Genomic DNA, 24,714 nt, shown 5'->3' with positions numbered 1-24,714 from the left:
TTTTTCAGGGGAGGGTCAGAGGGGTTCGACAATGAGGGTGGAGTGCCCGATTTTTTCGACGACGGTCACCTTGGTGCCGGGCGAAAGCGGGGCTTCACCGCGGAACAGGGCATCCGCCATCGTGAGGCGGCCCTGGAGGAGAACCTCCACCTGACCACCGGCTTTCCGCCCGGCGGGGATGGTGACATAGACCGTGCCGATCTTGCCGACCGCGTTGGCGAAATCGAGCGTCCCGCTGGACTGGAGGCGCAGCATGCTCGTCATCAGCAGGAAGATCCCCAGCATGAGCGTCACGCCTACGGTCATGCCAACGGCGATGGCCGGGATGAGTCCCCACCCCGCATTCAGGGCGATGACCCCGGACCAGCCGAAGCCGACGAAAAAGGCGGTGACGCCACGGATGGAGAAAAAGCTGAGTCCGGACGAGTGGTCGCCCGCATGGTCGAAATCGTGCTCATCCATGCCGCCGAAGACGGACAGGGCGAGCTGGAGCAGCAGCACCAACAGGGCGATGATTCCGATGCCATAGAAGACACGGAGTTCCAGGTTCAGGGCATCCCACCAAGAGTCGAACACGATACGACATTGGGAAACCCGCCAACCACTTGCAAGGAATTTGAGAATTCCATCAACCCACAAAAGCATACAATGATATGACCATCATCATTTTACACGGCATACCGTTGGAAACAACGACGCCATTTCCACCGCTCCGAAGCTGTACGAAATCACATCCGCGCGGAATGGGAGAATAAATCCGCCGGGCATTCCGTCGAAACAGGCGATGAAACCCATCCACCTGCCGCCGCTTTGTTGCCTTGCCCTGGCTCCGTCCGCCATCGCCGCGGAACCGGCCAGTGAACCGTCCGATGCACTGATCTCCAGGCTGATCAACCTGCGGAGCCAGAACCGCACCCCTGCCATCGCCGTGGCGATGGTGCTGGAGGGCACCACGAAATCCGGCCCATTCGAGGTGAACCATGTCAGGCGGATCATCGCGGTCCACCCGGTCATCGAGAATGGCAGACAGGTAAGGAGAATGAACACCTATGAACTCCACTGGACCCCGGCCTACGGCTGGTTTCTGTGGGAAAAGCGGGAGGAAGCCGGAGGTGAGGCAGTGTGGATCTGGAGCGAGCTGCAGGGAGAGGTGGCTGTCCGCTGATGCGGGCGCTCATCGGCCATGTTCTCCGGCGACGGACACATCCCGGATACCCAGGTGCCGCTCCAACTGCTGCTCGATGTAGAGCGCCTGGTCGTGGTGCGTGATGCCTTGCACCAATGTCTCCCGGCGGTTTCCTTTCAGGACGGCTTCCACTTTGTAGGTGACGGAGGAACCGTTCTTCGAATGCTGGACTTTCTCGGTGCAGTAGAACTGCTCCACCTCATGCTTCGGAATGGTCTTGTTCCCCTTCCACGGCAACGGGCCGCTGCGGGTTTCCACCGCATCATAGGTGACCTTCACCGTGGTCGTGTTGAGGAACATCGCCAGCACCAGATAGATCAGGAACAACCCTACCCCGGTATGCAGTAGGCCGAACACCGACATCATCCAGATTCCCTGGGAGAGGGAAATGACGTTCCAGACGATCATGAAGCCGTTCCAGAACACCGCGAAAAACAGCAGGAACCACACCTTCGCCTCCAGCCAGCGGCGGGTGATGGTCAGCCCGTCCATCCGCTCCTCGATGCTCATGCCGCGGGGCAACGCCACATCCGGACGCCCGATCGTCCGGCCACCGGCTGCGGCGGGCAGGGCGAACAGCGCGTTGCAATGATGACAGCGCGCCGCGGAGAGTTGCGGCGAGATGTCCTCCGGCTTCAACTGCGACCCGCAGTTGTTGCATTTCAGTTCCACTAGCATGATCTCCGGGATAGTGGCGGCGGCGGTTTCCCCCGCCAAGCGCATTTCCCGCTCATATCGGCTTGCGAAGCACCCGGGATAGGCCTATCGCGCCGCGCGCATGGCCATGAAACGTGTAGAAACGATCGCGGAACCGGACGTCATTCTCATCGGTGGGGGCATCATGAGCGCCACCCTCGGCGTTCTCCTCCACCATTTGGACCCCACGCTGAAGATCCAGATCGTGGAAGCGTTGGCGGAGGTCGCCAAAGAGAGCACGAATCCATGGAACAACGCCGGCACCGGCCACGCCGCGCTCTGCGAGCTGAACTACACGAAGGAAAAGCCCGACGGCTCCGTTGACATTTCCAAGGCCATCGAAATCAACGAGGCGTTCGAGCTGTCGAAGCAATTTTGGTCCTACCTCGTGGCACAGGGCGTCCTCCCTTCCCCGGAAGAATTCATCACGAAGGTGCCGCACATGAGCTTTGTTCGCGGCCGGGAGGACCAGGCGTTCCTGAAGCGCCGCCATGAGACGATGGCGAAGCATCACTTTTTCGCCGAGATGGAGTATTCCGAGGACGGTGGCCGGATCAGGGAATGGGCGCCGCTGCTGCTGCAGGGCCGCCACGCCGCCGAGCCTATCGCCGCGACCCGCGTGGAAGGCGGCACGGATGTGAACTTCGGCGCGCTCACCCGCAGCCTGGTGGATTTCCTCGTTTCAAAGGAAAACGTGAAGGTGGCCACCCGCCACCAGGTCCACGACATCAAGCGGAAGCGTGACGGACGCTGGGAGCTGACGGTGCGCAACCTGGAAAAGGGCATCAACCGCTCCGTCACCGCCCCGTTCGTCTTCGTGGGTGCGGGAGGCGCATCGCTTCCCCTTCTCCAGAAATCGAAGATCGAAGAAGGCAAAGGCTTCGGCGGATTCCCCGTCAGCGGACAGTTTCTCGTCTGCGACAATCCGGAGGTCGTCGAAAGCCACCATGCGAAGGTGTACGGAAAGGCCGCCGTCGGTGCGCCACCGATGTCCGTGCCGCACCTGGACACCCGGGTGATCGATGGGAAGCTCTCCCTCCTCTTCGGGCCGTTCGCCGGCTTCTCGCCGAAGTTCCTGAAATCCGGCTCGTTCTTCGACCTGCCGGGATCGGTGAAAATCTCCAACCTGATCCCGATGCTCGCCGTCGGTAAGGACAACATCGACCTGACCCGCTACCTGATCGAACAGGTGATGCAGCATCCCCAGGACCGTCTTGACGCGCTGCGTGAATTTTTCCCGGACGCGAAGCTGGAGGACTGGCGTCTGCTCACCGCAGGCCAGCGGGTGCAGATCATCAAGCAGGATGCGAAAAAAGGCGGTGTGCTCCAGTTCGGCACGGAAGTCGTCTCCGCGGGTGATGGCTCGATCGCCGCGCTGCTGGGTGCCTCCCCCGGAGCCTCCACGGCGGTGGATGTCATGCTGGACATCATTGGCAGATGCTTCAAAGACCGCCTGCCAGGGTGGAAGGAAAAATTGGAGGAAATGGTACCCTCCTATGGCAAAAGTCTGGCAAACGATCCGGAACTTTACCGGAAGCTGCGGACTGCTGCGGATGGTGCCCTGGGCATCGCCTGACTTCCGGTTCAACCGGGGATGAATAAGCACGGAAGGGCGCACGTCATACGGTTATCTCCACCGGAGGAAACCGCATTGCCATTCCGCCAATCAACGCGCAATTCGCAATTTTGATCAGCGCAAAGGGCTCATAACCCGTTGATGTGACGAAATGGCATGGGGTTTGCGAAACCAGACCTCACCATGAAAGCAATCATCTACCTACTCGGAACCGCGGTTCTGCTCGCGGGGATTCTTTACGGCGCTTCCGTGATGGGGGTTCCGCAAGTCTGGTTGATCGTCACCGGCCTCGTCATCGGGGGTCTCGGAATCATGGGCGCCGCCCGCTCGGTGTCCAACACCACCAGTGCGACGGAGGTCACCACCGGCGGTGGTGCTCCGCCACGAACCAAGGAAACCACGGTGACCAGCGACGCAAGCTGAGCCGTGGGTGAAACCCGTGAGAAAATAAAGTCATGAAATCCCACTCCCGCGCCCTCATCGGCGCACTGATCCTTTCCTTGTCCTGCGGCATTTTCCTCCTTCCCCGGAATGTGGCCGCACAGCCGCAGGCGGGGGTGGAGGAACTCACCCGGGGTCCCGTCCATGAGGCGTTCGCCACTTCGGTGAGCTTCGAGCCTGAACAAGGCATCATTGTTGATCGGCAGCCGCCGGAGATGATCGAGGAACTGCCGCCCGACCAACGTCCCGTCGGTGAGAACATTTCCTGGATCTCCGGTTACTGGGCGTGGGATGACGACCGCAGCGATTTCATCTGGGTCAGCGGCGTCTGGCGGAACCTTCCACCCGGCCGCCAATGGGTGCCGGGTTACTGGAATCCCGCCGGATCCCAGTGGCAGTGGATCTCCGGTTACTGGGCGTCCGAAGATGCGGAGGAAGTGACCTACCTGCCCGCCCCGCCAAAAGCGCTTGAAAACGGCCCCAGTTCCGATGCCCTCGGAGACAACCAAGTGTGGGTATCCGGCAACTGGATCTACAACGACAACCGCTATGCATGGCAGCCCGGTTATTGGCAACCCGCGCAGGAAAGCTGGGTGTGGATCCCCGGCCACTACGTATGGACCCCACGTGGCTACGTCTATGTGGATGGTTACTGGGACTATGAGATCAACCGCCGCGGGACGGTGTTCGCCCCCGTCCATTTCGACCGGGTGGTGTATTCCCGGCCGGACTACTATTACACGCCCGCCACGGTGATTCTCAGCACGGTGTTCATCGACCACCTGTTCGTCAGGCCGCGCTATTGCCACTACTACTTCGGCGACTACTACTCCACCCGCTACCGTGACCGCGGTTGGTACGCTTCCTTCCACTACCACGGCAGCCGCCGTGGTTATGACCCGATCTATGTCCATGACCGGTGGCGCCACCGCGGCGACCGCGGCTGGGAACAACGCCGCCGCGACAATTTCGAATACTTCCGCAACAATGAGAACGCACGGCCGGCCCACACTTGGGCGGAGCTGGCGAGACGCCCGGAAGGCCCACGCGGCGACCGTGGCAACATGAGATTTGCGGAGCCGTTCAGCCGGTTCGTTTCCAATCGTGGGGACAACCGCGGCCAGCGCTTCCAGGCACTCGACCGTGATGCCCGTGACCGGATTGTTTCACAGCGACAGGACATGCGGAAATTTACCCGCGACAGGCAACAACTCGAAGTTCGCGGTGACCGCACCCCCGGTCGGGATGGTGCCGCCGCGCAACTCATCCGCGAACGCTTCCAACGCTCACCGGTCGTCGCGAAGCGTCCCGACCAACTCACCGGCAATGATGCCCCTCCGCCACGGCGGGATGTCCGCCCGGGAGGCCGCGACGAGCGCGGACCCAACCGTGGGGAAACCGCAGGTGGCCCGGGAGATCGCCGCCTTCCCGATGGCATGAGCCGTGGGCCGGATGCGACGCCTGAACGTCGTCCGGAGACAGGTCGCCCGTCCACTGGAGAAACCGCCGGGCCCGGGCGCGAAAACCGCGGCCCGAATGTCACTCCGGAGCGCCGTCCCGAAACAGGTCGCCCTTCTCCGGGAGAAACCGCAGGTCGCAACCGTGATGACCGCCGTCCGGGCGTTGTTTCGCCACCCCAGCAGCAGCGGCAGAATGACGACCCGAATCGTGTCGATCCACCACCGAACATGAGGCGCGACAACGAGCCACGGACCATCCCACAGGCACCTGGCCGCCCGGATGTGGAAAGGCGTGAGCGTCCTTCTCCTCCCCAGCGCCAGGCTGAGCCACCACGTAGGATCGAGCCACCCCGCCAAGTGGTCCCACAACGGAGAGAGGCAACCCCGGAGCGCCGCGAAATACCACAACGCCAGGCAGTCCCGCAACGCCAAGCAGTCCCGCAACGCCAGGCAGTCCCGCAACGCCAGGCAGTCCCGCAACGCCAGGCAGTCCCGCAACGCCAGGCAGTCCCGCAACGTCAGGCTGTCCCGCAACGTCAGGCTGTCCCGCAACGTCAGGCAGCCCCGCAACGTCAGGCAGCCCCGCAACGTCAGGCAGCCCCGCAACGTCAGGCTGTCCCGCAACGTCAGGCAGCCCCGCAGCGTCAAGCCGCTCCGAGCCGACCACAAGGTGGCCCGGGCGGCGGCGGCCGCCCGGAAGGCCGCCGGGGAGGTCGCGACTGATCAATGACGCCGTTGCGTCATCATGAACTCGTTTCCTTCCGGATCGATGCACATCGCCAGATGGATCGGTTCCTCCGGGGTATCGACCGGATCGGAAACGAGTTCTCCCCCGCATTCCTTGAGGCGGGAGATTCCTTCGCGGATGTCATCGAGCTGGAAGGACAAGCCCGTCCAGGTGCGCTTACCCTCGCCGCCGCCATGGACGCCGATGGTGGCGCCCGCGACAACAATCTCGCTCCATGTTTCCGACTCGAAGCTGATCACCCCACCAAACAGATCCCGGTAGAACGCCAGGCAGCGCTGCCAGTCGGCAGCCCACAGCACGTATTTGACCTTCTCGACTTTCATCAGGGTTTGGCGGGTTCGGTTTTCTTCTCCGCTTTCGCTTCCGGCTTGGGCTTCGGCGGGGCAGGCGGGATATAGGCGGGATTGGTCATCGCCCCGGGAGCGGCTTCCTTGAGGTTCGGCGGGGTCGCTGCCTGCACCTCGCCGGTGGTCCAGCGGATCGCGCCGACGAGGATGTTCTGGAACGTGGCGTTGGTCCAAATGTCCTCCCGGTGGCCCATGGCGGTGTAATAGACACGGCCCTTGCCCTCGGTGCGCGCCCAGCCGGTCGGATAAGGCGGACGCTCATACATCGCGCCCTTCATGGAGGGGGAGTCGATGACGGTCAGCGCGTGGATGTCCGGGTTGAAGTCCTTCAGCGAATACCATTCCTCATGGAAGCTGAAGCTGTCCCCCGCCTCCTCAAAGCCGGGGAACTTCGGGTTGATGACCTTGTTCTCCGCCTTCTGCTGCGCACCGTGGATGATGAATTCGCCGCCGATGAAGCAGACGTAGGGATCCGCATCCTTGCCGTGGTTCAAATAACGTTCCGGTCCCTTCTTCGACTCGTTGTTGGTGTGGAACGTGTCACAGGCGGAGTGCAGGCCGACGAATCCCTTGCCACCCTTCACATAGTCGAAAAGCGCCTGCTTCCCTTCCATGGTCATCGGCGGCTGCTTGTCGGTGCCGGGTGAGGTGAGGTCGCCGGTGGTGTAGAAGATCACCGTGTCGAATCCGGCGAGATACTCCGGTGAGAACTTCGAGCCGTCCTTGGAGAACTCGAACTGCCAGCCATGTTTCTCCCCGAGTTCGAGGAACACTTTCTCGGCATGGCTGGGCTGGCCCTTTTTCCAGGAGATGACGTCATGCTCGAAGCCGCTGGATTTCGTGAAGAAGAGGATCTTGTGCGGGGCCGCATCAACCGATGCGCAGAGCGAGAAGGCCGCCACCGTGAGGGACGCGATGAGTTTCACCATGTCCGCAGCGTAAATTCCGCTTTCCCGCCAGCGAGCAAAAATTCATGCTCCGGGCATGTCAGGAAAGGTTCTCGCCCTGCACACGGGAAAGGTCCGCGCTTTCGCGACCACAGGTTCCGGCGAATGGTGGGACAAGGAATGGACCAGCGGCTTTTCCAAAGTTCCCACGGAAGGCCCGGCATGGCTGGGCTACGAGGGCTTCCGCGGGGACGAGCAGGCGGACCGCCGCTACCACGGCGGATCGGAAAAAGCGGTCTGCGTCTACCCCGCGGAGCACTACCCCTACTGGCGGAATACACTGGAGATCCCGGAGTTCGGCCACGGCGGGTTCGGGGAAAACCTCACGGTCGAGGGTCTGGCTGAAGATCAGGTCTGCATCGGCGACCGCTTTTCCTTGGGGGGAGCGGAGGTGCAGGTTTCCCAACCGCGCCAACCCTGCTGGAAGCTCGCGCGGCGGTGGCGGGTGAAAGATCTGGCGCTGCAAGTGGAGCGCACCGGATTCACCGGCTACTATTTCCGCGTCATCCGCCATGGCGAGGTCCGCCCGGGCGACAAACTGGTCCTGCTGGAGCGGCCCTATGGGGAATTCACCATCACCCACTGCAACCGGACCATGCATCAGGACAAAGCGGACTTCGCCGCAGCGAAGGCACTGGCGGAATGCCCCCTTCTCTCCGCGAGCTGGAAGGACGGCCTGTGGCTGCGGGCGGAGAAAGGACAGGCCGCCGGCACCTCCTCACGGACCGGACAACCGGAGTGACCATGGCCGGAACGATCAAATTCAAACTCACCATCGCATACGATGGGACGGCATGGCAGGGCTGGCAGAGCCAGAAGTCCGGCCTTGGCGTGCAGGATCGCATTGAAGCGGCGCTCGCACGGCTGTTCCCCAGTGCGCCAAAGCTCACCAGCTCCAGCCGCACGGACGCGGGCGTGCACGCCTTCGGCCTGGTCGCCCATTTCGAAGTTCCGCGGAGCGAATTCCGGATGCCCGCGCGCCATCTGATCCTGGCGGTCAACGCGCTGCTGCCGGAGGACATCCGCGTGAGATCCGCCATCCGCGCGGCTCCCGGCTTCCACGCCCGCTTCGACGCCACGGGAAAGCAATACCGCTACGAGATCTGGAACCATCCCGCGATGAACCCGCTGCTGCGCCATGGCGCATGGCATGTCCCGCAGGCACTGGACGTCACCGCCATGCGGGAGGCCGCGGCCCAGCTCATCGGGCGGCGGGATTTCCGCTCCTTCACCGCGAACCGTGGCGCTCCGCTGGAGGATGCGGTGCGGACCCTGACCCGCTGCGGGATCCGGAAAGCGGGGCCGAAGCTGACCCTCATCATCGAGGGGGGAGGATTCCTCTACAAGATGTGCCGCGGCATCGCGGGAACGCTGGTGCAGATCGGACAGGGGAAATATCCGGCATCGGCCATCCTCGGGATGCTGGAGGAACAGGACCGACGGGCCAGCGGGATGAACGCACCCGCGCATGGACTGGTCCTCTGGCGCGTGTTCTACGGCAACGGCTGACGGTCCTTGCCTCCCCACCTTCTCCTGTTAGATTTCCACCAGACCACGGATCCGCCGTTCATGAGCAGCAACGAAATGAATCCCTACGCGGCACCATCGGCCACGCCGCCGCCCCTTCCCTTCCACCTTTCCTCCCCCCTATATTTCCGGGACGGAAAGTTTCTGGTCGTCCGGGATGGAGCGGAACTTCCCGATGTCTGCCTGAGGACAAATGAGCCTGTGGGCGGCAGCGGATGGAGAAAAAGAGTGCCCATCACCTGGACACCACCGTGGGTCATCATCCTGATCCTGCTCACCCATCTGATCGGGATCATTGTCATGTTTCTGACCCGGAAGAAGGCGAAGCTCACCTACAGCCTGAATGGGGATACCCGCGGAAAGATCATCCGCTGGAGATTCATCGGGCTGGCGCTCCTCTTGGCCTGCATCGGCCTGATCGCCACAGCCACCGGCCTGGACGATGGGGATGCGATCATGGTCCCCATCAGCGGCGGCCTGGGCTTGCTCCTGGCCTCCCTGGCCACGTTCGCCATCGCCAATCCCATCAAGGTGGCGGGCTACGAGAACGGGTGGTTCAAGATCAAAGGCTGCTCCCCGGCTTTCCTGAACACACTCCCGCATCCTCCGGGCGGATTCTGACGGACATGGACTGGAACGCGCGCTACGAGGAACAGGACACGCCATGGGACAAGGGCATCCCCACGCCGGTGCTGGCGGAGATCGAGGGACGCCATCCCGGGATCTTCTCCGGGCGGAAGGTGGTGGCGCCGGGCTGCGGGACGGGGCATGACGTGCGATGGCTGGCGGAACGGGCCGCATCCGCCACGGGCCTGGACATCGCCCCGTTGGCCATCTCACGGGCGCGGGCGCTCGACCCCGGGCATGAGGCGGAGTTCGGGGTCGCGGACTTCCTCAATCCCACCCCTCCCCACGTGGATGCCTACGAGGTGGTGTGGGAACACACCTGTTTCTGTGCCCTCGATCCCTCGCTGCGGCCGTCCTATGTGCAAGGCGCAGGAACCGTTCTCCGGCCGGGAGGCATCCTGGCAGGCGTCTTTTTCATCAACCCGGAGATGGACGAAGGGGAAACGGGACCGCCATTCGGGATCGGGCCAGCCGAACTCGGCGCCCTGTTCTCCGCCGCGGGCTTCACACCGCTGGATTCATGGGTGCCGGTCACCGGCTTTCCCGGCAGGATCGGCCGCGAACGGGTGATGATCCTGCGCCGCACGCCGTGATCAGGCCATGCGGACAACCGGGAGTCAGCGGCATTCAATCCTCCCCGGAAAGCAGGTCATGGTACTCCGGATGGCGCTGGATGTAGGCCGCCGCATAACCGCAGATGGGCAGCACCTTGAGCCCCCGCTTTCTGGCAAGATCCAGAACCCCTGCCATGAGGCGTCCGGCGGTTCCTTTCCCCCGGAGATCCGGGTGCGACTCCACATGCGGCAGGACGAGAACCTCCCCTTCCCGCCGATAGTCGGCGAACGCCAGTTTTCCTTCCTCTTCCAGTTCGAAACGCCGGCGGGCGGTGTGATCGGTGATTTCCCCCATGCGCACACGGGTAACCCGCATGACGGCCCGGGTCAAATTGTCCGCTCTCCCACGAAATCCCTCCCGCACCGCGATTATTGCGGTAAGATGCCGCCACCTCCGCATCCATGCCATCCATTCCGATGATTCTGAAACCCCGGCTGGAAACCCTGCTGCGCAGCCAGTTGGACGATGGCAGCGGACGCGGAATGGATCTTTCCCAACCTGCGGGTGAACCCGCGCTGGTGCCGGCGGACTCGGTTTCCTGGCGTGTCTTCGCAAATCCCGTGACCCTGGTCATCGGCGGCATCACGGCGGTGCTGCTGGAACTCGCCGAGCCGAGGGTCCGTTCCGGGGTGTGGGACCACACCACGTTCCGGACCGATCCACTGAGGCGCATGCGCCGGACCGGCATGGCGGCGATGGTCACCGTTTATGGTGCCCGCAGCCAGGCCACGCGGATGATTTCCGGAGTGCGCCGCATGCATGAACAGGTGCGGGGAACGACCCCGGATGGCATCCCTTACGAGGCCAACGATCCCGAACTGCTGCGCTGGGTCCATGCGACCGCCGCCTTCGGTTTTCTGGAGGCATATCACCATTATGTGCAGCCGCTCGATCAAGCCGAACGCGACAGATATTACGAAGAGGGTGCCCCCATTTCATGTCTCTATGGAGCGGAGGCGGCTCCTGTTTCCGAGAAGGAACTCATCGGGCTTTTCACCGGGACGCTTCCCCTGCTCGAACCATCGGAAATCCTTTCCGAGTTCATCGGCATCATGGAATCCCTGCCCCTGCTGCCACCACCGCTGCGACGTTTCAACAGGACCATCGTCTCCGCATCCGTGGGATTGCTGCCTCCTGAGATCCGGACCAAACTCGGCCTTGGCGGAAGGCTGCCGCATCCAACCGCCACGAAAGTCCTCAGCTTCCTCGCGAGGCAGGCGGACGGGCTGGAGCTGGACTCAAGCCCGGTGGTCCAAGCCCGGAGAAGGATCATATCCCAACCCAATTCCGCATAACTTCGGCATATCCCTCCAAACTCCGCATATCTAACAGTGTTTATACGTGATTGCGTGCTTAAGCCATATTTACAATCGGATGATATGAACTTATCGATCTGATCCATGCAAGATCGTCAAGGGGGGAACCAACAGCAGGGAACGGGTCATCAGCATGCGGGCGGCCAAGCCCCACAAACCTGGCAGTTCGCCCGGCCCGGCCAGACCGCGGCACATGCCCCCCCGACGAATGGAGCCGCGCCGCAGCAAGCCACACCTGCCTTCCAGTTCGTCCGTCCCCCCGAACCTGCCCAGGAAGCCCCCCAGGGATCCTACGATGCGGACAGCGAGGAATTCGCCCGCATCATCGACCAGAAAATCGCCCGGCGCAGGCGCAACAACCGCCGGTCCTTCATCGTCACCATGGTTTTGTTCATCGGGACGACCGTGGGCGGTGCGGGATGGTTCGTGTCCGACCCGGACCGGGTGACCGCATTCAAGGTCGTCGTCTCCGAACTCAAGAGCGTGACCGACGTCCAGGCCATGAAGGCGAAATATAACGAAGCGCTCGCAAAGATCGGCTCCCGGAAGGGGCAAATCGATGAGGCGACCAAAATGATGGGGATCGACCCCACCAAGCAGCCCGCGCATGAGGATGAATACTTCGACAAGGAGATGAGGGCGATGATGGGCGAAGGCGGCGGTCCTTCCGTGGGAGAAAGAAACCGCAACTTCGCTGCGACGGCGGACAAACTGATGAAAGCCGGTCTTCTCAAGGATTCACCACCCGCCGGAGAAGCGAAGTAGATCGCTCAGCCGATCTTCCTGAGAATCCCGCCCACACGGGTGAAGTGCCCGTCAGGGAAACCCATTGATTTTTTCAGGGCAAGGTCCCTCTCGATCAGATTCGGAATGCGGGCCGCCCCGGCCCTCGCCGGTCCATCGACCAAGCCGCGCATCCGGGCATACCAGGTGCCTACCGGGACCGGGAAATCACTGCCGTGGATGAAGCGGTCCGCCAGATCGCAGCGCAGGATTTTTGCGAACGCGGCACTCCTCACCGGGGTGTTCAGCGCGCTGCTGTCCCCATACAGGTTCGGGTGGCGCCGCATCATCTCCACCAGCGCGTCGAAGTAGTCCTCATCCCATAGGCTGCTGTTGCTGGCGGCATGGGCGGCGATGATCTTCACTCCGATCTCCAGCGGACGCTCCAGGTAGCGTGGGTCCTGATAGAGCTTGTTGGCCACGGGCACGGTCATCTCCCCGCCGGTATGGGCGAGCATCGGCAGGCCCGCCTCCGCCATCTTTTCCCAGAATGCGTCATAGGCAGGCCGGGAGCAGTCCACGTCCAGACAGTTCGGCAGCAGTTTCAAAGCGCGTGCTCCCTTCGCGAGACAGCGGTCGAGTTCCTCCAGCGCATCCTTGCGCGCGGGGTGGATGGAAACCGCGGGAAGGAACGCGGGATTCCCCGAGCAGACCTCGAAGAGGTAGTCGTTCGGCACATGGAAGGAGCCGAAGTCCCGCTTCGTCCCGTCTTCGTTGTAGACCTCTTCCTGTGCAAGCAGGAGAATCTGGTCGGCGGTGGATTCCTTCACGAAATCCGCGAGCCTGGAAACGTATGTGGCATCGAAGTCCTCATGCTCGAAGCTGAAGGGCATGCCGATCATCCTGGCCATGAAGCCACCCAGCCAGCGATGCCAGCCGCTCATCCGGATCCAACACCCGCTGCCTTTCCTGCCGTTTCCGACCAGGTGGACGTGGCAATCGATGACAGGCGGGGGGGTGGCGGGAGTCATGGGGCGGGTGTGATCTATCGTTTCTCCAGATCATCCAACCGGAAACGGGTGCTGATGATCGAGTGCTTTTCCGGACCGGGACGATATTTGATGTAGGTGGTGGCGACGAAGGTGCCGTCCGGCAGGAGCTCCAGGCCGGGATAGCCGCAGTCCCCTCCGGCATGGCTATGGAGCAGCTTCACCCGGATGCCCCGTTCCTCGTGCGGAATGTCCTCGAACCGGCCCACCCACGCGACGAAATGATTCATCGTCCCGAAGGCGGGCGACTTGTCCCGGAAACAGATGACCAGCCTGCCGTCCGGAGCATACCGCGCCTTGTGCCGGTCCCCCACCAATGCCGGGGGCAGCCGCCGGGGCGGCGACCATGTCTTTCCCTCATCGTCGCTGGTCATGAAGCCCGCCTCCCTTTTCCGGTTCTCCCGGTAGAGGCAGAGCAACTGGCGGCCATCCGGCGAGCGGATCACCTCCGGCTCGCAGACCCTCAGCGGCTGGAGGTCGAGGATCACCCGCCAGGGCGACCAGGTGAGTCCGCCGTCGGTGGATTCGCTCTGGGTGAGGATATTGGAAAAGCGATCCTCCATGTCACCGGGGCGGCGGATATTCGTGAGGCCGATGAGTTTCTTCCCTCCTTCGACCGCCGTGATGGTGCAGAAGGGCATCACGCATTCCAGGCCGTTCGGTTTCATGGCGGACCATGTCTTTCCGCCGTCCTCTGAGACCGACTGGTGCATCATCCCGTTGTCAGGCTGCCGGGAGCCGCCGGGCCCTTGCCCCGCGAAAACGATGAGCCGTGTCTTCCCCTGCGGATCGGCAAGCTGGTAGATCGCCGGGCAGTTGCGGACGGTCTTCCAGTCCTCCGGCACCGGCAACAAGGCGCTCCAGGTTTTCCCGCCGTCGTCGCTCCTCTTCATCGGCCCGCAGGGTCCGCCGTGACCCAGGGTCCATACGGCGAGGAGGGTCCGGCCATCCCGCAGCAGAGCCGTGGTCGGGTGACCCTGATAGATCTCCGGGGTGCCTGCCTCCACCACCACCTGGCGCTCCACATCCGCGGAGAGATCCACAACCGGCAGGGCGGCGGCGAAAGACGCGCGGCACAGGATGGACAACGAAATGAGGAGGGTTTTCATTCCGGATGAAACGCTCGCGGAATCCCCCGTCTTGCCGGCTTTCAGCGTTTCTGGATTCCCGGGGGCATCCAGTTCTTGTCCATGCGCTGGAAGGTGGGGGATGTCCCTGCCGCGGACGCCGGTCCGGTGGCAGCGGGCGAGGTCGCTCCGCCATCAGCCACGGCCGGGGCCTTGGTTTCCAATCCGGCGGAATGCTTCGCGAACATCTTCCGGATGTCGCCTTCCTTCAGCACGCCGATGAAACGATCCACCTGCTTGCCATCCCGGAAAACCCGCACATCCGGGATGCTGCGTATCCCCGCCTTTTCCGCGAGCGTGGGGTTCGCATCCACATCGATCTTTCCGATGATCACCTTCCCCCCGGACTCAGCGGCCAGCCGCTCCAGCACCGGTGACAGCATCTTGCAGGGACCGCACCAATCCGCATGGTAGTCCACCACCACCAGCTTGCCACGTGTGGTGATGAACGATTCGTAATCATTCTCCCCCAGGTTACTCACCGCAGGGGATGTGACGGCAGCACCGCGGTACGTCTCCATTTTTTCCTTCAGCTTCCCCAGCATCGGCGGCGTCTGGTTCTCGGTGGCTTCAGGAGGAGTGGCCTTCGCTTCCGTTTGTTTCTGGGGAGCGACCTTGTCCGCGATCTCCTTCACCTTTTCACAGGAAGGCAGTGTCATCATCACCAGGGCCAACACGGAGGCGGATGGAACGGACCACTTCATATGCCCTGAATGTCCACCCCACCCAATGAAATGTCGAGCTTCCATCCCGGCCGGACACCCGAAGCAAACAATCCCGATCTCCTTCCGTATGAGGGTGATTCCCATTCCATGAGCCGTTCCCGATCCATCACCTCCCTGCTCGTCGCCCTCGCGGTGTTCCTTCTCCCAACTGCAGGAAGCGCGCAGGCACCATCCACCGTCTCCGCCCCCGGGACCACGGACCAATGGCGCGGCCATACCCGGCACAAATTCGAAGTGTCCGGCCACAAGGCATGGGTGGTGGAACCGGCCAATCCCCTGCCGGGCAGGCCGTGGACCTGGTGCACGGAGTTTCCGGATGCCTTCACGGACCGGACCGGTGTTCCGCAGTTGCTGGAAAAGGGCATCCATCACGCGCACATCAGTGATTTCAACCGGTTGGGCTGCGAGGAGCAGCTCCGGCTGATGGACGAGTTCCACAAGGTAATGGTCTCAAAAGGGTTCGCCGCGAAGGTGGGGCTCATCGGCATTTCCCGTGGCGGTTTCATGGCCTACCGCTGGGCACAGCGGAACCCGGACAAGGTCGTCTTCATCTACGGGGATGCACCGGTCTGTGACCTGAAAAGCTGGCCGGGCGGATTTGGCAAGGGCAAGGGAAGCCCGAAGGACTGGCAGCACGCGAAGAATCTCTACGGCTGGAAAAGCGATGAGGAGGCGAAGGCATTCCAGGAAAACGCCCTCGATGAAAAACCACTCGCACGCCTCGCGGCGGCAAAGGTTCCGCTCCTCCATGTGGTGGGGGATGCGGATGATGTGGTGCCGGTGGCGGAAAACACCGCCATCCTGGCAAAGCGCTACCGGGAGCTGGGCGGCGACATCACCGTCCTCCATCACGCCGCGGGCCACCACCCCCACGGATTGGACGACCCCGCTCCGGTGGTGCGTTTCATGCTGGGGCATCTTTCCCCGACGAATCCGGACCGTTGAGTGATGGAGCCTACTTCGGGAATTCGTTCCCTTCGATCAGCCTCCACCACGACAGGCCGTGGACGAGATTGTAGAGGCGGAGCTGTTGCGGGAGATCCGCCGGAGGCTGGGCCAAGGTCTTGCCATCCAGCGTCTCCATCCGCCCCTCGCCTCCCATCGCGACGATCGAATCCGGACCGATGTCCCACAGCCGGGACTGGGCGTGGACCGGAGGATTCGCCCCAAGGAGGTTTCTCCCGATGGCGTAATAGGATGCACCCTGCGGGGCGACCAGCTCGATGACGGTGGCTCCAAGATCATAGTGGCTGCCTCCCACGCCTGAGAGATCGGGGAAAGTCCGTCCTTTCTGCCAGAGGACCAGTGGAACCAAGGCCTGCTCCATCATGGTGGGGCGGGGTCCGGGGAACGCACGCCCCCAGTGGTCCGCTGTAAGTGCGAAGAAGCAACCGGGGGCTTTCGCATCCATCCGCTCCACGAACTCGCCCACGCATTTGTCGGAGTACTTGTGGTGGCCCAGCATCCGCAGGGTGGCATTTCCCTCGTCGAAGGCCGGGTAGCCAGTCGCCGGCACCTTCACCTCGCAACCTTCCTTCGCCAGATCGATGCTGAACGGCCGGTGGTTGGAGGCGGTCATGATCACGCTGAAGCTGGGAACGTCCGGGCGGATGGTCTTCTCGATGTATTGGTAGAGGTCACGGTCGGTGACGCCCCATTCGTTCGAGCCGGGACTGTTGGGCATGTCCGGTCCCATGTGGGTGTGCTTGAAGCCCTGTTCTTTCGCGAAATCCTCCACCCTCTGCCAGGTGCCCAGACCGGAGTAGAAGAAGTGCGTTTCAAAACCGAGGCCGTTCATCTGCGCGGCGACCGAAGTGGCGAACGGAGGCTGCCCGGGGCGGGAGCGTTCGTTGGTGATGACACCGGCATCCGCCAGGCCGGAGATGACGGATGACAGCGACGTCATGGTGCTGCGCGAGGCGGCGACGAACCGGGTGACCCGCGCCCCTTCCTCCCCGAGACGCAGCATGTTCGGCGCGATGTCCCACGCGGCATGCGCCGGCATCATCGTCCAGCCGTCATAGCTTTCGAGCAGCACGACGAAGATGTGCTGCGGCCTCGGTCCTGACGGTCCCGCGGCTTTCTTCAGGAAAGCGTCGTCCACCGTTTTCAGATCATCCGTTCCGGCGAACTCGCGAAAGGCGGACATCAGTTCCTTTTCGTCCAGATACTGGTCCAGCCCACCCTGGTCCATCAACCTGCGGTGCGCGCCGATGGCGTAGTGCAGGGCGAAAAACGGATTCACCACGCAGCGGTTGAGCACCTGGTCACCGGTGCAGCCCGCGTCTTTCTCCTGCACGGGCCTTCCTTTCACGGCCCCGCGGAGACCCACGACCAGCACAAAGAGAATCGCCAGCGTCCACGCGATTCTGCCCGGCAGCGCACGGGGGGCGGCGGGAAAGCGGCTCGGGATATCCAGCAGCACCCAGCGCCTCATCAGCCAGCAGAGACCGGCCATGAGCGCCAGCAACACCAGGATGCCACGCACGACCGGATAGGTCTTCCAGATGGTCTGCACCACCGCGTCGAAGTCATCATAGACCACGCCCAGCACGTGGGGGTCGAACTGGTTGTGATACTCCCTGAAATAACCGAGCGTGATGGTGCCGAGGAGCAGCCACAGGATGGTGAAAATGAAACCCGCGGCCAGCGTGGTGCGGCGGGTCGCCTTCGTGAGATCGAATTTCAGACACAGCGCGCTGAGAATGACGGACGGGGTCACCAGGAATGCGGCGATCCGGCCATCGAACCGCAGGCCGACGGCCATGGCTTCGAGATAGTCCAAACCTGTGGTCGCACCATCCATGGCGTGGCGGTTGAGCCAGACCAGCAGCCCGCGTGAAATGCAGAGGCAGACGAGGATCCACAGGATCAGGCGGACCACCATGGCGAGTTGGGTGAGGAACCGGTGCCAGCCGGGACTTGGGGACGCGGATGAGGTCATGGGCGGGCAGAACTGTGGAAGCCGCCCGCAAATGTGCAAGAGAAACGCATTTGTCACACGTTCCCGCTCGCCCGCCACAAAGGCCTCGCGCTCAGCAGGTCTCCAGCCACTCCAGCCGCCGCCGGAGCTTTTCCTGACGCTCCGCAGATGGTTCCGGATAGAGGATGGGATACCAGGTGGTCATCACCGCCGCCCGTGCGACCATGCCGTGGTGCAGCGCGTCCGGATGGATGATGCCACCTTCCGCCTCGTAGGCGGAAAGGATGCCGTCCGCCGTTTCATGGTCCTCATCCAGCAGCCGGGCATTCCAGATGATGGAGGCGAGGTCCCACTCCACTGGACCTGAAAAGGTATCCTCCCAATCCGTCCATAGCAGCCCGCCGGTGGTGTTCATGAGGTTGCCCGGATGGGCGTCGCCATGCAGCGGCTGCATCGGAAAACTCCGCAATGCCGCCAGCGAGGAAACCAGCCGCTCCCGCAACAACCGGATGACGGAGGCAGGGAACGCGGACTTTTCCTCCAAGGTGTCCAGAAGGTTCAGACTCTCCACCAGGATGGCCAGCTCCGGAAGTTCACCGCGGAACGAGCGCAGGAGTTCGTGGCAGCGGAACAAGGTCCGGCCGATCTCCCGTGGCGAAGGCTCCGCGTCCACCCGCGTGACATATTGCCAGAAATTGATCGGGTAGCCCGAGTGTTCATGCGGGCCGGGAGGGATGTCCGGATGCATGGGGATGACCGGTGCCCCCAGCTCCGCGAGGTGGCGGGCCACGGCATTCTCCCGACCGAACCACTCCAATCCTTGGCGCGGACCATCCAGATCCAGCACGACACGCGCGACCAATGTCTCCGTCAGGCGCAACACCAGGGTGTTCGCCCGCTGGAGGATCTCACACCGGTCCGGAACCACGCCATGGTTCCTGGCGGTTTCCGTGGCGGCATGGATGGCGGCGGCGGGTTCTTGGAGTGGCATGTGGAGGCCACGGAGATGGACCATGCGCGAGCCTTGCGATCAAGCGATAACGGTTTGATGGAATGCGGGTGCATTCCCCCAACAGATCAGGTAGGGAATATGCCATGAAACACGTCCTCATCACCGGATGCACGCGTGGCTTGGGCCTCGCAATGGCCCGCTCGTTCGCGGCCCGCGGCTGGAAAGTCTCCGGCTGTGGAACGAAAGCGGATGCAGCCGCCCGGCTGGCGGAGGAGCTGGGGGACGGGCATTTCATCCGGCAGTGCGATGTGACCTCTTCCGCAGAGGTCGCCGCCTTCGCCCAGGATGTGATGGACGGCCCCGGCGCACCGGATCTGCTGCTGAACAATGCGGCCGTCATCAACGCCAACGCCCCGCTGTGGGAGGTGCCACCGGAAGAATTCTCCCGCGTCATCGACGTGAACCTGAAAGGCATCCACCATGTGCTGTGGGCCTTCCTCCCCGCGATGACCGGCCGCGGCAGCGGGGTGGTGGTGAATTTTTCCTCAGGCTGGGGCCGTTCCACCTCACCGGAGGTCGCGCCTTATTGCTGCACGAAGTGGGGCGTGGAAGGACTCACCCAGGCGCTGTCCCAGGAACTCCCCCGCGGGATGGCCGCGGTGGCGCTGAACCCTGGCATCATCGACACGGAGATGCTCCAGAGCAGCTTCGGCGAGGACGCCCATGACTACCCGGATCCCGTCACGTGGGCGAAAAAGACAGTGCCGTTTCTCGAACACCTCGGCCCACAGGACAATGGCAGGGCGCTGACAGCCCCGCAGTAGGGCCGGAAGTGTCCAACCCTGACCGAAGAGGCATCCGGAGGATCACAGCGCGGCTTTCCTCAACTCCTCCGCGGAATGCGGCGAAAGGAGTCCCACCGGAATATCGAACACGGTGCGGGCGCCGCTTTCCCCGCGCCGGGAAAGACGGACCGCCGCGCGGGCATAGGCGATGAGCACACTGGAAGTGAACTCCGGATTGCTGTCCAGTTTGATGCCGAACTCGACCAGGTGCTTGTTGCCGGACGTCGTCTCACCGGACCGCAGGACGAATCCTCCGTGCGGCAGGCCCGCATGGTCGCGCTGCAGTTCCTCCGGGCTGATGAAATTCACGGTGGTGTCATAGTCCGCGAAGTAGTTCGGCATGCTGACGATCTCGCTTTCCACCGCCGCCGCATCCGCGCCGTCTTCCAGCACCACATGGCAAACGCGGGTGTGCTTTTCCCGGGTGGACAGATCCGGATTCCCGCCACCGCGCACCTGTTCCAGCGCCGCGTCCGACGGGATGGTGTATTGCCGGCCATCCCGCACACCGGGCACCCGGCGGATCGCATCGGAGTGGCCCTGACTTACCCCTTTGCCCCAGAACGTGTATTCCTTGCCCTGAGGCAGTACCGCCTCGAACAGCACGCGCATGATCGAGAACAGGCCCGGATCCCAGCCGGTGGAAATGACGGCGATCTTCCCACTTTTGTCCGCCGCTCGGTCCACCGTCGCATGGTATTCCGGAATGCGGGCGTGGGTGTCGAAGCTGTCCACGATCGTAAAATGCTCCGCCAGTTCCGGTCCTTGCACCGGCAGGTCGGTGGCGGAGCCGCCACAGAGGATCAGCACGTCCAGCTTGTCCTTCCACGCCAGGATTCCGTCCATCGCCGCATACAGCGGATGATCCAGCTCACGGCGGCTGAATACCGCCTTCAGCTCCATGTCCTGGCTGATCGAAATGGCCGCCTCCGCGCCCCGCCCAAGATTTCCATAGCCCACGATCCCAACATGAATTTGATTCATGGGCGGAACTAAGGCGACCGACCGTCCCTTTGTCAATGGCCACGGGCCGGGGGGAAATCCCAGGGCACACCATGGCAAAGGAATCCTTGATTCCCGGGAGATGGATCTGGTAGCATGGCAGGCGATGAACTCCCGGATCGTCCCCGCCATCCTCATGTTCGCCGGACCGGCACTGGGAAGCACCTTGATCGACACCCGCTCCGCAGGTTCCGCCTCCCTCACGCCATTCGGTTATCACGGCGAAACTCCCGGAAACTCCGTTGACGATGATCAGGACGGAGTGACGGATGAGGAGGATCCTGTTTCGATCCATCACATCGTGGGACAGACGTTCAGACTGCCTCCCGGCTTTCCCATCCTCAGCCAGGTCACTGTCCGCACGGTGGACACGAAATTTTCCGGAGCAGTCCCCGAGCATGACATCGACGCCCCCTTCAAGGTGGTTCTGATGGCATGGGATGAAGCGGAACTCCGCCCGACGGGAAATGTCCTGTTCCAGTCCGGAGTGATCACACCGCCACAAGACGGGCAGTTCCACGACCATGTGATCCCCACCGGAAACATCTCCCTCCAGGCCAACGCCCCCCATGTGATCTTCCTCATCCTCCAGGATCCCGCCCCTTCCAGGGGAAACCACACCCTGCTGGCCGTGGCCAGCCGGGATGGGAATCCCTATGCGGGCGGGCAGCTTGTCACCAAGACCAACGGAACCACGGGCATCGGCGGAGTGGCTGCCGAAGCATGGCTCGCCAGCCCCTCCAGGGATCTGTCGCTGATCCTCGAAGCGTCTCCCGTTCCTGACGGACTCACTGCGGATCCCGGCGGGGGAACCCCCATCCAGATCCCATTCGGCACCCATGGCGACATCCCCGGCAACAGCATCGACGACGACCAGGATGGAGTGGTGGACGAAGGGTTCGAAGCACCGCTCCACCGGCATACCGTGGGACAGTCCTTTCTGGCTCCGCCGACGGCGCAGGCACTCGGCTCGGTGAGCTTTGTTTTCCGGGACGCCAGGTTCAACGGGATCAACCCCACCGCTGACAAGCCGGCGGATTTCATCCTCACCATCGCGGAGTGGGATCCGCTCCTCAGGCGGCCCACAGGCGGTGCGTTGTTTGAATCCACCACCAAGACCATCCCGGAAACCGGCGGGAACGAAACCATCACCTTTCCCGGCCTGGACCTGCCCGTGACCCCGGGGAAACACTACATCGCCTACGCCTCCATCGAGAACCTCGGGCTCACCAGCGGCAACCACACCCACTGCGCGGTGGTTGCCAGGAACGACAACCCCTATCCATCCGGAACCGCCTACACCGCTTCCGATGACACACGGGACCCCGCGTCCCTGACCGATGCCCCCTGGCAGGAAAGCAGCGCGGATCTGGCGGGGGAAATCACCTTCCGGCTGATCGATCCGGGGCAGGATTCCAACAACGACGGCGTGCCGGATGCCTGGGTGGCAGGATACGGGCTCGATCCCTCGGTGGATTACTCCGCCCTCGCCGGCGCGATCCGCTCCAACCACCTGTCCCAGATCCAGGCGTCGCCCATCGACTTCGGCCTCTACGACGAGAACAGCATCCAGGATCTCCGCTTCGGCGGGGTGCTGCTGCGCAAAACAGGAACCGGCGTGGACATCGACTTCGACATCGAGACATCCGACACCCTCACGGGTTGGGAACCCTTTGAAACCATCCAGCGCTCGATCCCCATGACCGGCAACAAAGGATTTCTCCGGGTGAAGGCCTCCGGAGGGTCCACGGACTGATCCCCCGGGAAACGGACGCGCTCAGTTCCGGGGGATGAGGCCGTCTTTTTCCAATGCGGGGACCAGATTCGCGAACATGTTTTCCTGCACCTGCGGCATGACCTGCTGCGGATTGGCGAAGGGCGCGGCAAAAATCAGCGGCAGCCAGAAGACGGTGGTCACGCCATCGTCCAGACGGTATTCGCGGGATCTGCCGGAGGAGGTCCGGGCATTGGCGGTGAGGGTGTAGTTGTCAGAGCCACCGCCCGGGATGGTGAAGAGGGAGAAGCCGGAAATGAAACCGGAGACGAAGGCCAGCCCGCCGTTGCCGTGGTTGAGCATGTCCACATCCAGATGGACGGCACCGCCCTTGCCGGACTTCACGGAGGAGAAACGCCCGCTCTTCTCCATGGCGGAGACCAGCGCCTTTTCATAGATGCCGTTCTGCTGGGCCGTGCCTTCCGTGCGGCTGCCAGTCAGGTCATGGCCGGACTTGAGGGAGTAAGTGAGGGATACCTTTTTCGCTCCGGAGGCGGGAGTGGCTGAAACCTTGGGAAGCTGGTTCTTCGGGAAGGTGGCGCAGCTCGTGGTGAACAGGCTGGCGACCAGAAAGGAAAGCAACAGGAGGGCAGGTTTCATGGGAGGCGGAGGCTACCTATCCGCGGGATCCTGTCCAGAGGCATCGCCTCCTGCCGTCAGTTGCCGAACTCCAGATCGAAAAGATCCTTCTCGGCATCCTTCAGCTTGTCATAGATCTGCTTACGCGCGGCGTGATACTTCGCGTGATGTCCCGCCATCTTTTCCTCGCGTCTTGCCAGGGATGCTTTTCCGCTTTCGGTATAACCCTTTCCACCCTCAGTGAAGTCCTGCCTGTCCCTTGAAAAGTATTTCCCTCGGTCGGCGGCTCGGGCACTGCCGCGGGAATAACGCTCCTCCCGGAGTTTGAGTTCCTCATCCAGTTTCGCCATCTGCTGCTTCAGGCGGGCGACGTAACCCTTCATCAACACGACCTTCTCCGCTTTCGTCCTGCCCGTGGCATCCGGCTTGTCCTCGGCCAGTATCCTTTCGATGAGCACCTCATCGGAATCCTCCACCCCTTTGCCTGACGGTTGGGGTTTGCCCCCCTCCGACGGAGTGGTCTTCGCCCCTTCCTGTCCGGGCGTCTGCATGCCGTCCCCCACGGCGAGGTCATGCGCGGCGTTCTGTTCCGCTTCCTTGCGCAATTGGGCCTTCGCCGCTTCGGGATCGACGGCGAAACGCTGCTTCAGATCCGGCGGCAACTTTTCGTAGGCGATGCGTGAGGTCCCCGCCTTCGTGCATGATCTTGATGCCCACGGCGTCCTTGCTGACCACCTTCACCCCATCATACGTGCGGCTTCCCGCTCCCACCGTCTTCAGGGTCCCGACCTCCATGGGGAAAGTCACCGGCTCCGTGGCGAGGGAGAACCCGGCCAGGCACAGCGAGCAGATCAGGGGAAATTTCATGGCAGCCCGTATATCCATAAACCCCGTCCGCTGCAATCCTCCCGTCATCTCTGGCGGAACGATGGCGCAGCTTCCCCGCTGCCCACCGGGAGGAAATGACGTGAACTCCGTGGCATCCGTGGTTGAATGGCGGCATGAGCGGAAAGCACAGCGGCGATGCGGGCGGAGGAAAGAATCCGCCAACAGATCCTTTCGCGGCGCTTGGGGGGCTGGGTGGCCTGCCTGAGGGTCCCGCGCCCCGGGAAACGCCAGCCGCGGATGCGGTGGTGAAGACGTCCAAACGCGGGCAGAACACGAACCGCGGCCGGGTGGACATCATCCGCCAGAGCCGCGGCGGCAAGGGCATCACCGTGGCGAAAAATTTCATCGGCATCAGCCTTGCGGAAAAGCAGGAGCTGGCGAAGAAGATGCAGAAGGCTTGCAGCGTCGGCGGCACCGTCAAGGACGGCTGCATCGAGATCCAGGGCGACAAGCGGGAGGAAATGAAACGCATCCTCACGGAAGCGGGCTTCAGGCCGGTGTTCGCGGGCGGGTGATTCCGGGGCAGCGCTTCCTCCTCTGCAGACGGGAATCCATCGCATCTTCCCGCGATCTTCCGGCACCTCCAGTCCCGGCCCTGACCGAGTTTCACCTTGCCGGTCTGCCTTTCAGCGGGTACACAC

At 62.9% G+C, this 24,714-nt stretch carries 27 protein-coding genes; 14 read left to right on the top strand and 13 right to left on the bottom strand.

Annotated elements, in window-relative coordinates:
- Positions 1-15: 15 nt before the first annotated feature.
- Positions 16-576, bottom strand: a complete 561-nt coding sequence (locus KF712_10395) for a hypothetical protein (protein ID MBX3741390.1) — start codon at positions 574-576, stop codon at positions 16-18.
- A 208-nt stretch (positions 577-784) separates the two neighbouring features.
- Between KF712_10395 and KF712_10390 the strand changes: the two genes are divergently transcribed.
- Entirely contained in the window at positions 785-1,165 is a 381-nt protein-coding gene (locus KF712_10390) for a hypothetical protein (GenBank protein MBX3741389.1), read from the top strand.
- 9 nt (positions 1,166-1,174) lie between these two features.
- Here KF712_10390 and KF712_10385 read toward each other — a convergent pair whose 3' ends face one another.
- Positions 1,175-1,864 carry a hypothetical protein gene (locus tag KF712_10385; protein ID MBX3741388.1) on the bottom strand — a complete coding sequence of 230 codons (690 nt, stop codon included), beginning with the start codon at positions 1,862-1,864 and terminating at the stop codon, positions 1,175-1,177.
- Positions 1,865-1,964: 100 nt separating this feature from the next.
- On the opposite strand from KF712_10385, the gene KF712_10380 reads away from it, so the two are divergent.
- The 3 genes from KF712_10380 to KF712_10370 all read left to right on the top strand — a co-directional run bounded on the left by KF712_10380 (position 1,965) and on the right by KF712_10370 (position 6,082).
- A complete protein-coding gene (locus KF712_10380; protein MBX3741387.1) occupies positions 1,965-3,458 on the top strand; it encodes a malate:quinone oxidoreductase in 1,494 nt (497 codons plus the stop codon).
- A gap of 183 nt (positions 3,459-3,641) precedes the next feature.
- Positions 3,642-3,881, top strand: coding sequence for a hypothetical protein (locus tag KF712_10375; protein ID MBX3741386.1), 240 nt, complete (start codon positions 3,642-3,644; stop codon positions 3,879-3,881).
- A gap of 32 nt (positions 3,882-3,913) precedes the next feature.
- Positions 3,914-6,082 carry a YXWGXW repeat-containing protein gene (locus KF712_10370; protein ID MBX3741385.1) on the top strand — a complete coding sequence of 723 codons (2,169 nt, stop codon included), beginning with the start codon at positions 3,914-3,916 and terminating at the stop codon, positions 6,080-6,082.
- Here KF712_10370 and KF712_10365 read toward each other — a convergent pair whose 3' ends face one another.
- Positions 6,083-6,430, bottom strand: coding sequence for a glyoxalase (locus KF712_10365; protein ID MBX3741384.1), 348 nt, complete (start codon positions 6,428-6,430; stop codon positions 6,083-6,085).
- The gene (locus tag KF712_10360) at positions 6,430-7,383 is read right to left on the bottom strand and encodes a ThuA domain-containing protein (GenBank protein ID MBX3741383.1); all 954 of its coding nucleotides are present in this window, start codon (positions 7,381-7,383) and stop codon (positions 6,430-6,432) included. Before KF712_10360 ends, KF712_10365 begins: the two co-directional genes overlap by 1 nt.
- 55 nt (positions 7,384-7,438) lie before the next feature.
- Between KF712_10360 and KF712_10355 the strand changes: the two genes are divergently transcribed.
- From KF712_10355 to KF712_10340, 4 genes are read left to right on the top strand one after another with little or no spacing between them, the layout of a single operon-like run.
- Complete coding sequence (locus KF712_10355; GenBank protein MBX3741382.1) at positions 7,439-8,143, top strand: MOSC domain-containing protein; 705 nt, start codon at positions 7,439-7,441, stop codon at positions 8,141-8,143.
- A gap of 2 nt (positions 8,144-8,145) precedes the next feature.
- Entirely contained in the window at positions 8,146-8,910 is a 765-nt protein-coding gene (truA, locus tag KF712_10350; protein ID MBX3741381.1) for a tRNA pseudouridine(38-40) synthase TruA, read from the top strand.
- 60 nt (positions 8,911-8,970) lie between these two features.
- The gene (locus tag KF712_10345; protein ID MBX3741380.1) at positions 8,971-9,549 is read left to right on the top strand and encodes a hypothetical protein; all 579 of its coding nucleotides are present in this window, start codon (positions 8,971-8,973) and stop codon (positions 9,547-9,549) included.
- A gap of 5 nt (positions 9,550-9,554) precedes the next feature.
- Positions 9,555-10,148 carry a methyltransferase domain-containing protein gene (locus KF712_10340; GenBank protein MBX3741379.1) on the top strand — a complete coding sequence of 198 codons (594 nt, stop codon included), beginning with the start codon at positions 9,555-9,557 and terminating at the stop codon, positions 10,146-10,148.
- 34 nt (positions 10,149-10,182) lie between these two features.
- On the opposite strand, the gene KF712_10335 is transcribed toward KF712_10340, so the two are convergent.
- The gene (locus tag KF712_10335) at positions 10,183-10,485 is read right to left on the bottom strand and encodes an N-acetyltransferase (GenBank protein ID MBX3741378.1); all 303 of its coding nucleotides are present in this window, start codon (positions 10,483-10,485) and stop codon (positions 10,183-10,185) included.
- Positions 10,486-10,586: 101 nt separating this feature from the next.
- Here KF712_10335 and KF712_10330 point away from each other — a divergent pair, with 101 nt between their 5' ends.
- Together KF712_10330 and KF712_10325 are read left to right on the top strand one after the other, a co-directional pair.
- Positions 10,587-11,465: a DUF2236 domain-containing protein gene (locus tag KF712_10330; GenBank protein MBX3741377.1), complete on the top strand. Its 879-nt coding sequence runs from the start codon at positions 10,587-10,589 to the stop codon at positions 11,463-11,465.
- Positions 11,466-11,570: 105 nt separating this feature from the next.
- A complete protein-coding gene (locus tag KF712_10325; protein ID MBX3741376.1) occupies positions 11,571-12,251 on the top strand; it encodes a hypothetical protein in 681 nt (226 codons plus the stop codon).
- A gap of 5 nt (positions 12,252-12,256) precedes the next feature.
- Here the strand turns inward: KF712_10325 and KF712_10320 are convergent, their stop codons facing one another.
- Genes KF712_10320 through trxA form a run of 3 tightly spaced genes read right to left on the bottom strand, consistent with a single transcriptional unit; the run spans position 12,257 to position 15,089 of the window.
- Positions 12,257-13,240: an amidohydrolase gene (locus tag KF712_10320; protein MBX3741375.1), complete on the bottom strand. Its 984-nt coding sequence runs from the start codon at positions 13,238-13,240 to the stop codon at positions 12,257-12,259.
- A 14-nt stretch (positions 13,241-13,254) separates the two neighbouring features.
- On the bottom strand, positions 13,255-14,367 hold the full coding sequence (locus KF712_10315) for an exo-alpha-sialidase (protein ID MBX3741374.1): 1,113 nt from the start codon (positions 14,365-14,367) through the stop codon (positions 13,255-13,257).
- A 41-nt stretch (positions 14,368-14,408) separates the two neighbouring features.
- Positions 14,409-15,089, bottom strand: coding sequence for a thioredoxin (gene trxA / locus KF712_10310; GenBank protein MBX3741373.1), 681 nt, complete (start codon positions 15,087-15,089; stop codon positions 14,409-14,411).
- A gap of 108 nt (positions 15,090-15,197) precedes the next feature.
- On the opposite strand from trxA, the gene KF712_10305 reads away from it, so the two are divergent.
- Positions 15,198-16,055, top strand: a complete 858-nt coding sequence (locus KF712_10305) for a prolyl oligopeptidase family serine peptidase (protein ID MBX3741372.1) — start codon at positions 15,198-15,200, stop codon at positions 16,053-16,055.
- Between the two features lie 10 nt (positions 16,056-16,065).
- On the opposite strand, the gene KF712_10300 is transcribed toward KF712_10305, so the two are convergent.
- Complete coding sequence (locus KF712_10300; protein MBX3741371.1) at positions 16,066-18,054, bottom strand: sulfatase-like hydrolase/transferase; 1,989 nt, start codon at positions 18,052-18,054, stop codon at positions 16,066-16,068.
- A 91-nt stretch (positions 18,055-18,145) separates the two neighbouring features.
- Entirely contained in the window at positions 18,146-19,024 is an 879-nt protein-coding gene (locus tag KF712_10295) for an aminoglycoside phosphotransferase family protein (GenBank protein ID MBX3741370.1), read from the bottom strand.
- 104 nt (positions 19,025-19,128) lie between these two features.
- On the opposite strand from KF712_10295, the gene KF712_10290 reads away from it, so the two are divergent.
- Positions 19,129-19,809: an SDR family oxidoreductase gene (locus KF712_10290; GenBank protein MBX3741369.1), complete on the top strand. Its 681-nt coding sequence runs from the start codon at positions 19,129-19,131 to the stop codon at positions 19,807-19,809.
- Positions 19,810-19,851: 42 nt separating this feature from the next.
- Here the strand turns inward: KF712_10290 and KF712_10285 are convergent, their stop codons facing one another.
- Positions 19,852-20,814, bottom strand: a complete 963-nt coding sequence (locus KF712_10285) for a diaminopimelate dehydrogenase (protein MBX3741368.1) — start codon at positions 20,812-20,814, stop codon at positions 19,852-19,854.
- A gap of 100 nt (positions 20,815-20,914) precedes the next feature.
- Here KF712_10285 and KF712_10280 point away from each other — a divergent pair, with 100 nt between their 5' ends.
- Positions 20,915-22,588: a hypothetical protein gene (locus tag KF712_10280; GenBank protein MBX3741367.1), complete on the top strand. Its 1,674-nt coding sequence runs from the start codon at positions 20,915-20,917 to the stop codon at positions 22,586-22,588.
- Positions 22,589-22,609: 21 nt separating this feature from the next.
- On the opposite strand, the gene KF712_10275 is transcribed toward KF712_10280, so the two are convergent.
- Positions 22,610-23,206, bottom strand: coding sequence for a hypothetical protein (locus KF712_10275; protein ID MBX3741366.1), 597 nt, complete (start codon positions 23,204-23,206; stop codon positions 22,610-22,612).
- 56 nt (positions 23,207-23,262) lie between these two features.
- A complete protein-coding gene (locus KF712_10270; GenBank protein ID MBX3741365.1) occupies positions 23,263-23,847 on the bottom strand; it encodes a hypothetical protein in 585 nt (194 codons plus the stop codon).
- Positions 23,848-24,186: 339 nt separating this feature from the next.
- Between KF712_10270 and KF712_10265 the strand changes: the two genes are divergently transcribed.
- Positions 24,187-24,588, top strand: a complete 402-nt coding sequence (locus KF712_10265; protein MBX3741364.1) for a translation initiation factor — start codon at positions 24,187-24,189, stop codon at positions 24,586-24,588.
- Positions 24,589-24,714 lie beyond the last annotated feature (126 nt).

The organism is Akkermansiaceae bacterium (assembly GCA_019634595.1).
In the GTDB taxonomy this organism is placed as follows: Bacteria; Verrucomicrobiota; Verrucomicrobiia; order Verrucomicrobiales; family Akkermansiaceae; genus Luteolibacter.
Note: the sequence above shows the minus strand (reverse complement) of the source record. Positions and strands in the feature narration are given on the sequence as shown.

Coding starts and splice junctions, on each gene's coding strand:
- KF712_10390 (MBX3741389.1), top strand. CDS start 785: ATGAAACCCATCCACCTGCCGCCGCTTTGTTGCCTTGCCCTGGCTCCG.
- KF712_10385 (MBX3741388.1), bottom strand. CDS start 1,864: ATGCTAGTGGAACTGAAATGCAACAACTGCGGGTCGCAGTTGAAGCCG.
- KF712_10380 (MBX3741387.1), top strand. CDS start 1,965: ATGGCCATGAAACGTGTAGAAACGATCGCGGAACCGGACGTCATTCTC.
- KF712_10375 (MBX3741386.1), top strand. CDS start 3,642: ATGAAAGCAATCATCTACCTACTCGGAACCGCGGTTCTGCTCGCGGGG.
- KF712_10370 (MBX3741385.1), top strand. CDS start 3,914: ATGAAATCCCACTCCCGCGCCCTCATCGGCGCACTGATCCTTTCCTTG.
- KF712_10365 (MBX3741384.1), bottom strand. CDS start 6,430: ATGAAAGTCGAGAAGGTCAAATACGTGCTGTGGGCTGCCGACTGGCAG.
- KF712_10360 (MBX3741383.1), bottom strand. CDS start 7,383: ATGGTGAAACTCATCGCGTCCCTCACGGTGGCGGCCTTCTCGCTCTGC.
- KF712_10355 (MBX3741382.1), top strand. CDS start 7,439: ATGTCAGGAAAGGTTCTCGCCCTGCACACGGGAAAGGTCCGCGCTTTC.
- truA (MBX3741381.1), top strand. CDS start 8,146: ATGGCCGGAACGATCAAATTCAAACTCACCATCGCATACGATGGGACG.
- KF712_10345 (MBX3741380.1), top strand. CDS start 8,971: ATGAGCAGCAACGAAATGAATCCCTACGCGGCACCATCGGCCACGCCG.
- KF712_10340 (MBX3741379.1), top strand. CDS start 9,555: ATGGACTGGAACGCGCGCTACGAGGAACAGGACACGCCATGGGACAAG.
- KF712_10335 (MBX3741378.1), bottom strand. CDS start 10,485: ATGCGGGTTACCCGTGTGCGCATGGGGGAAATCACCGATCACACCGCC.
- KF712_10330 (MBX3741377.1), top strand. CDS start 10,587: ATGATTCTGAAACCCCGGCTGGAAACCCTGCTGCGCAGCCAGTTGGAC.
- KF712_10325 (MBX3741376.1), top strand. CDS start 11,571: ATGCAAGATCGTCAAGGGGGGAACCAACAGCAGGGAACGGGTCATCAG.
- KF712_10320 (MBX3741375.1), bottom strand. CDS start 13,240: ATGACTCCCGCCACCCCCCCGCCTGTCATCGATTGCCACGTCCACCTG.
- KF712_10315 (MBX3741374.1), bottom strand. CDS start 14,367: ATGAAAACCCTCCTCATTTCGTTGTCCATCCTGTGCCGCGCGTCTTTC.
- trxA (MBX3741373.1), bottom strand. CDS start 15,089: ATGAAGTGGTCCGTTCCATCCGCCTCCGTGTTGGCCCTGGTGATGATG.
- KF712_10305 (MBX3741372.1), top strand. CDS start 15,198: ATGAGCCGTTCCCGATCCATCACCTCCCTGCTCGTCGCCCTCGCGGTG.
- KF712_10300 (MBX3741371.1), bottom strand. CDS start 18,054: ATGACCTCATCCGCGTCCCCAAGTCCCGGCTGGCACCGGTTCCTCACC.
- KF712_10295 (MBX3741370.1), bottom strand. CDS start 19,024: ATGCCACTCCAAGAACCCGCCGCCGCCATCCATGCCGCCACGGAAACC.
- KF712_10290 (MBX3741369.1), top strand. CDS start 19,129: ATGAAACACGTCCTCATCACCGGATGCACGCGTGGCTTGGGCCTCGCA.
- KF712_10285 (MBX3741368.1), bottom strand. CDS start 20,814: ATGAATCAAATTCATGTTGGGATCGTGGGCTATGGAAATCTTGGGCGG.
- KF712_10280 (MBX3741367.1), top strand. CDS start 20,915: ATGGATCTGGTAGCATGGCAGGCGATGAACTCCCGGATCGTCCCCGCC.
- KF712_10275 (MBX3741366.1), bottom strand. CDS start 23,206: ATGAAACCTGCCCTCCTGTTGCTTTCCTTTCTGGTCGCCAGCCTGTTC.
- KF712_10265 (MBX3741364.1), top strand. CDS start 24,187: ATGAGCGGAAAGCACAGCGGCGATGCGGGCGGAGGAAAGAATCCGCCA.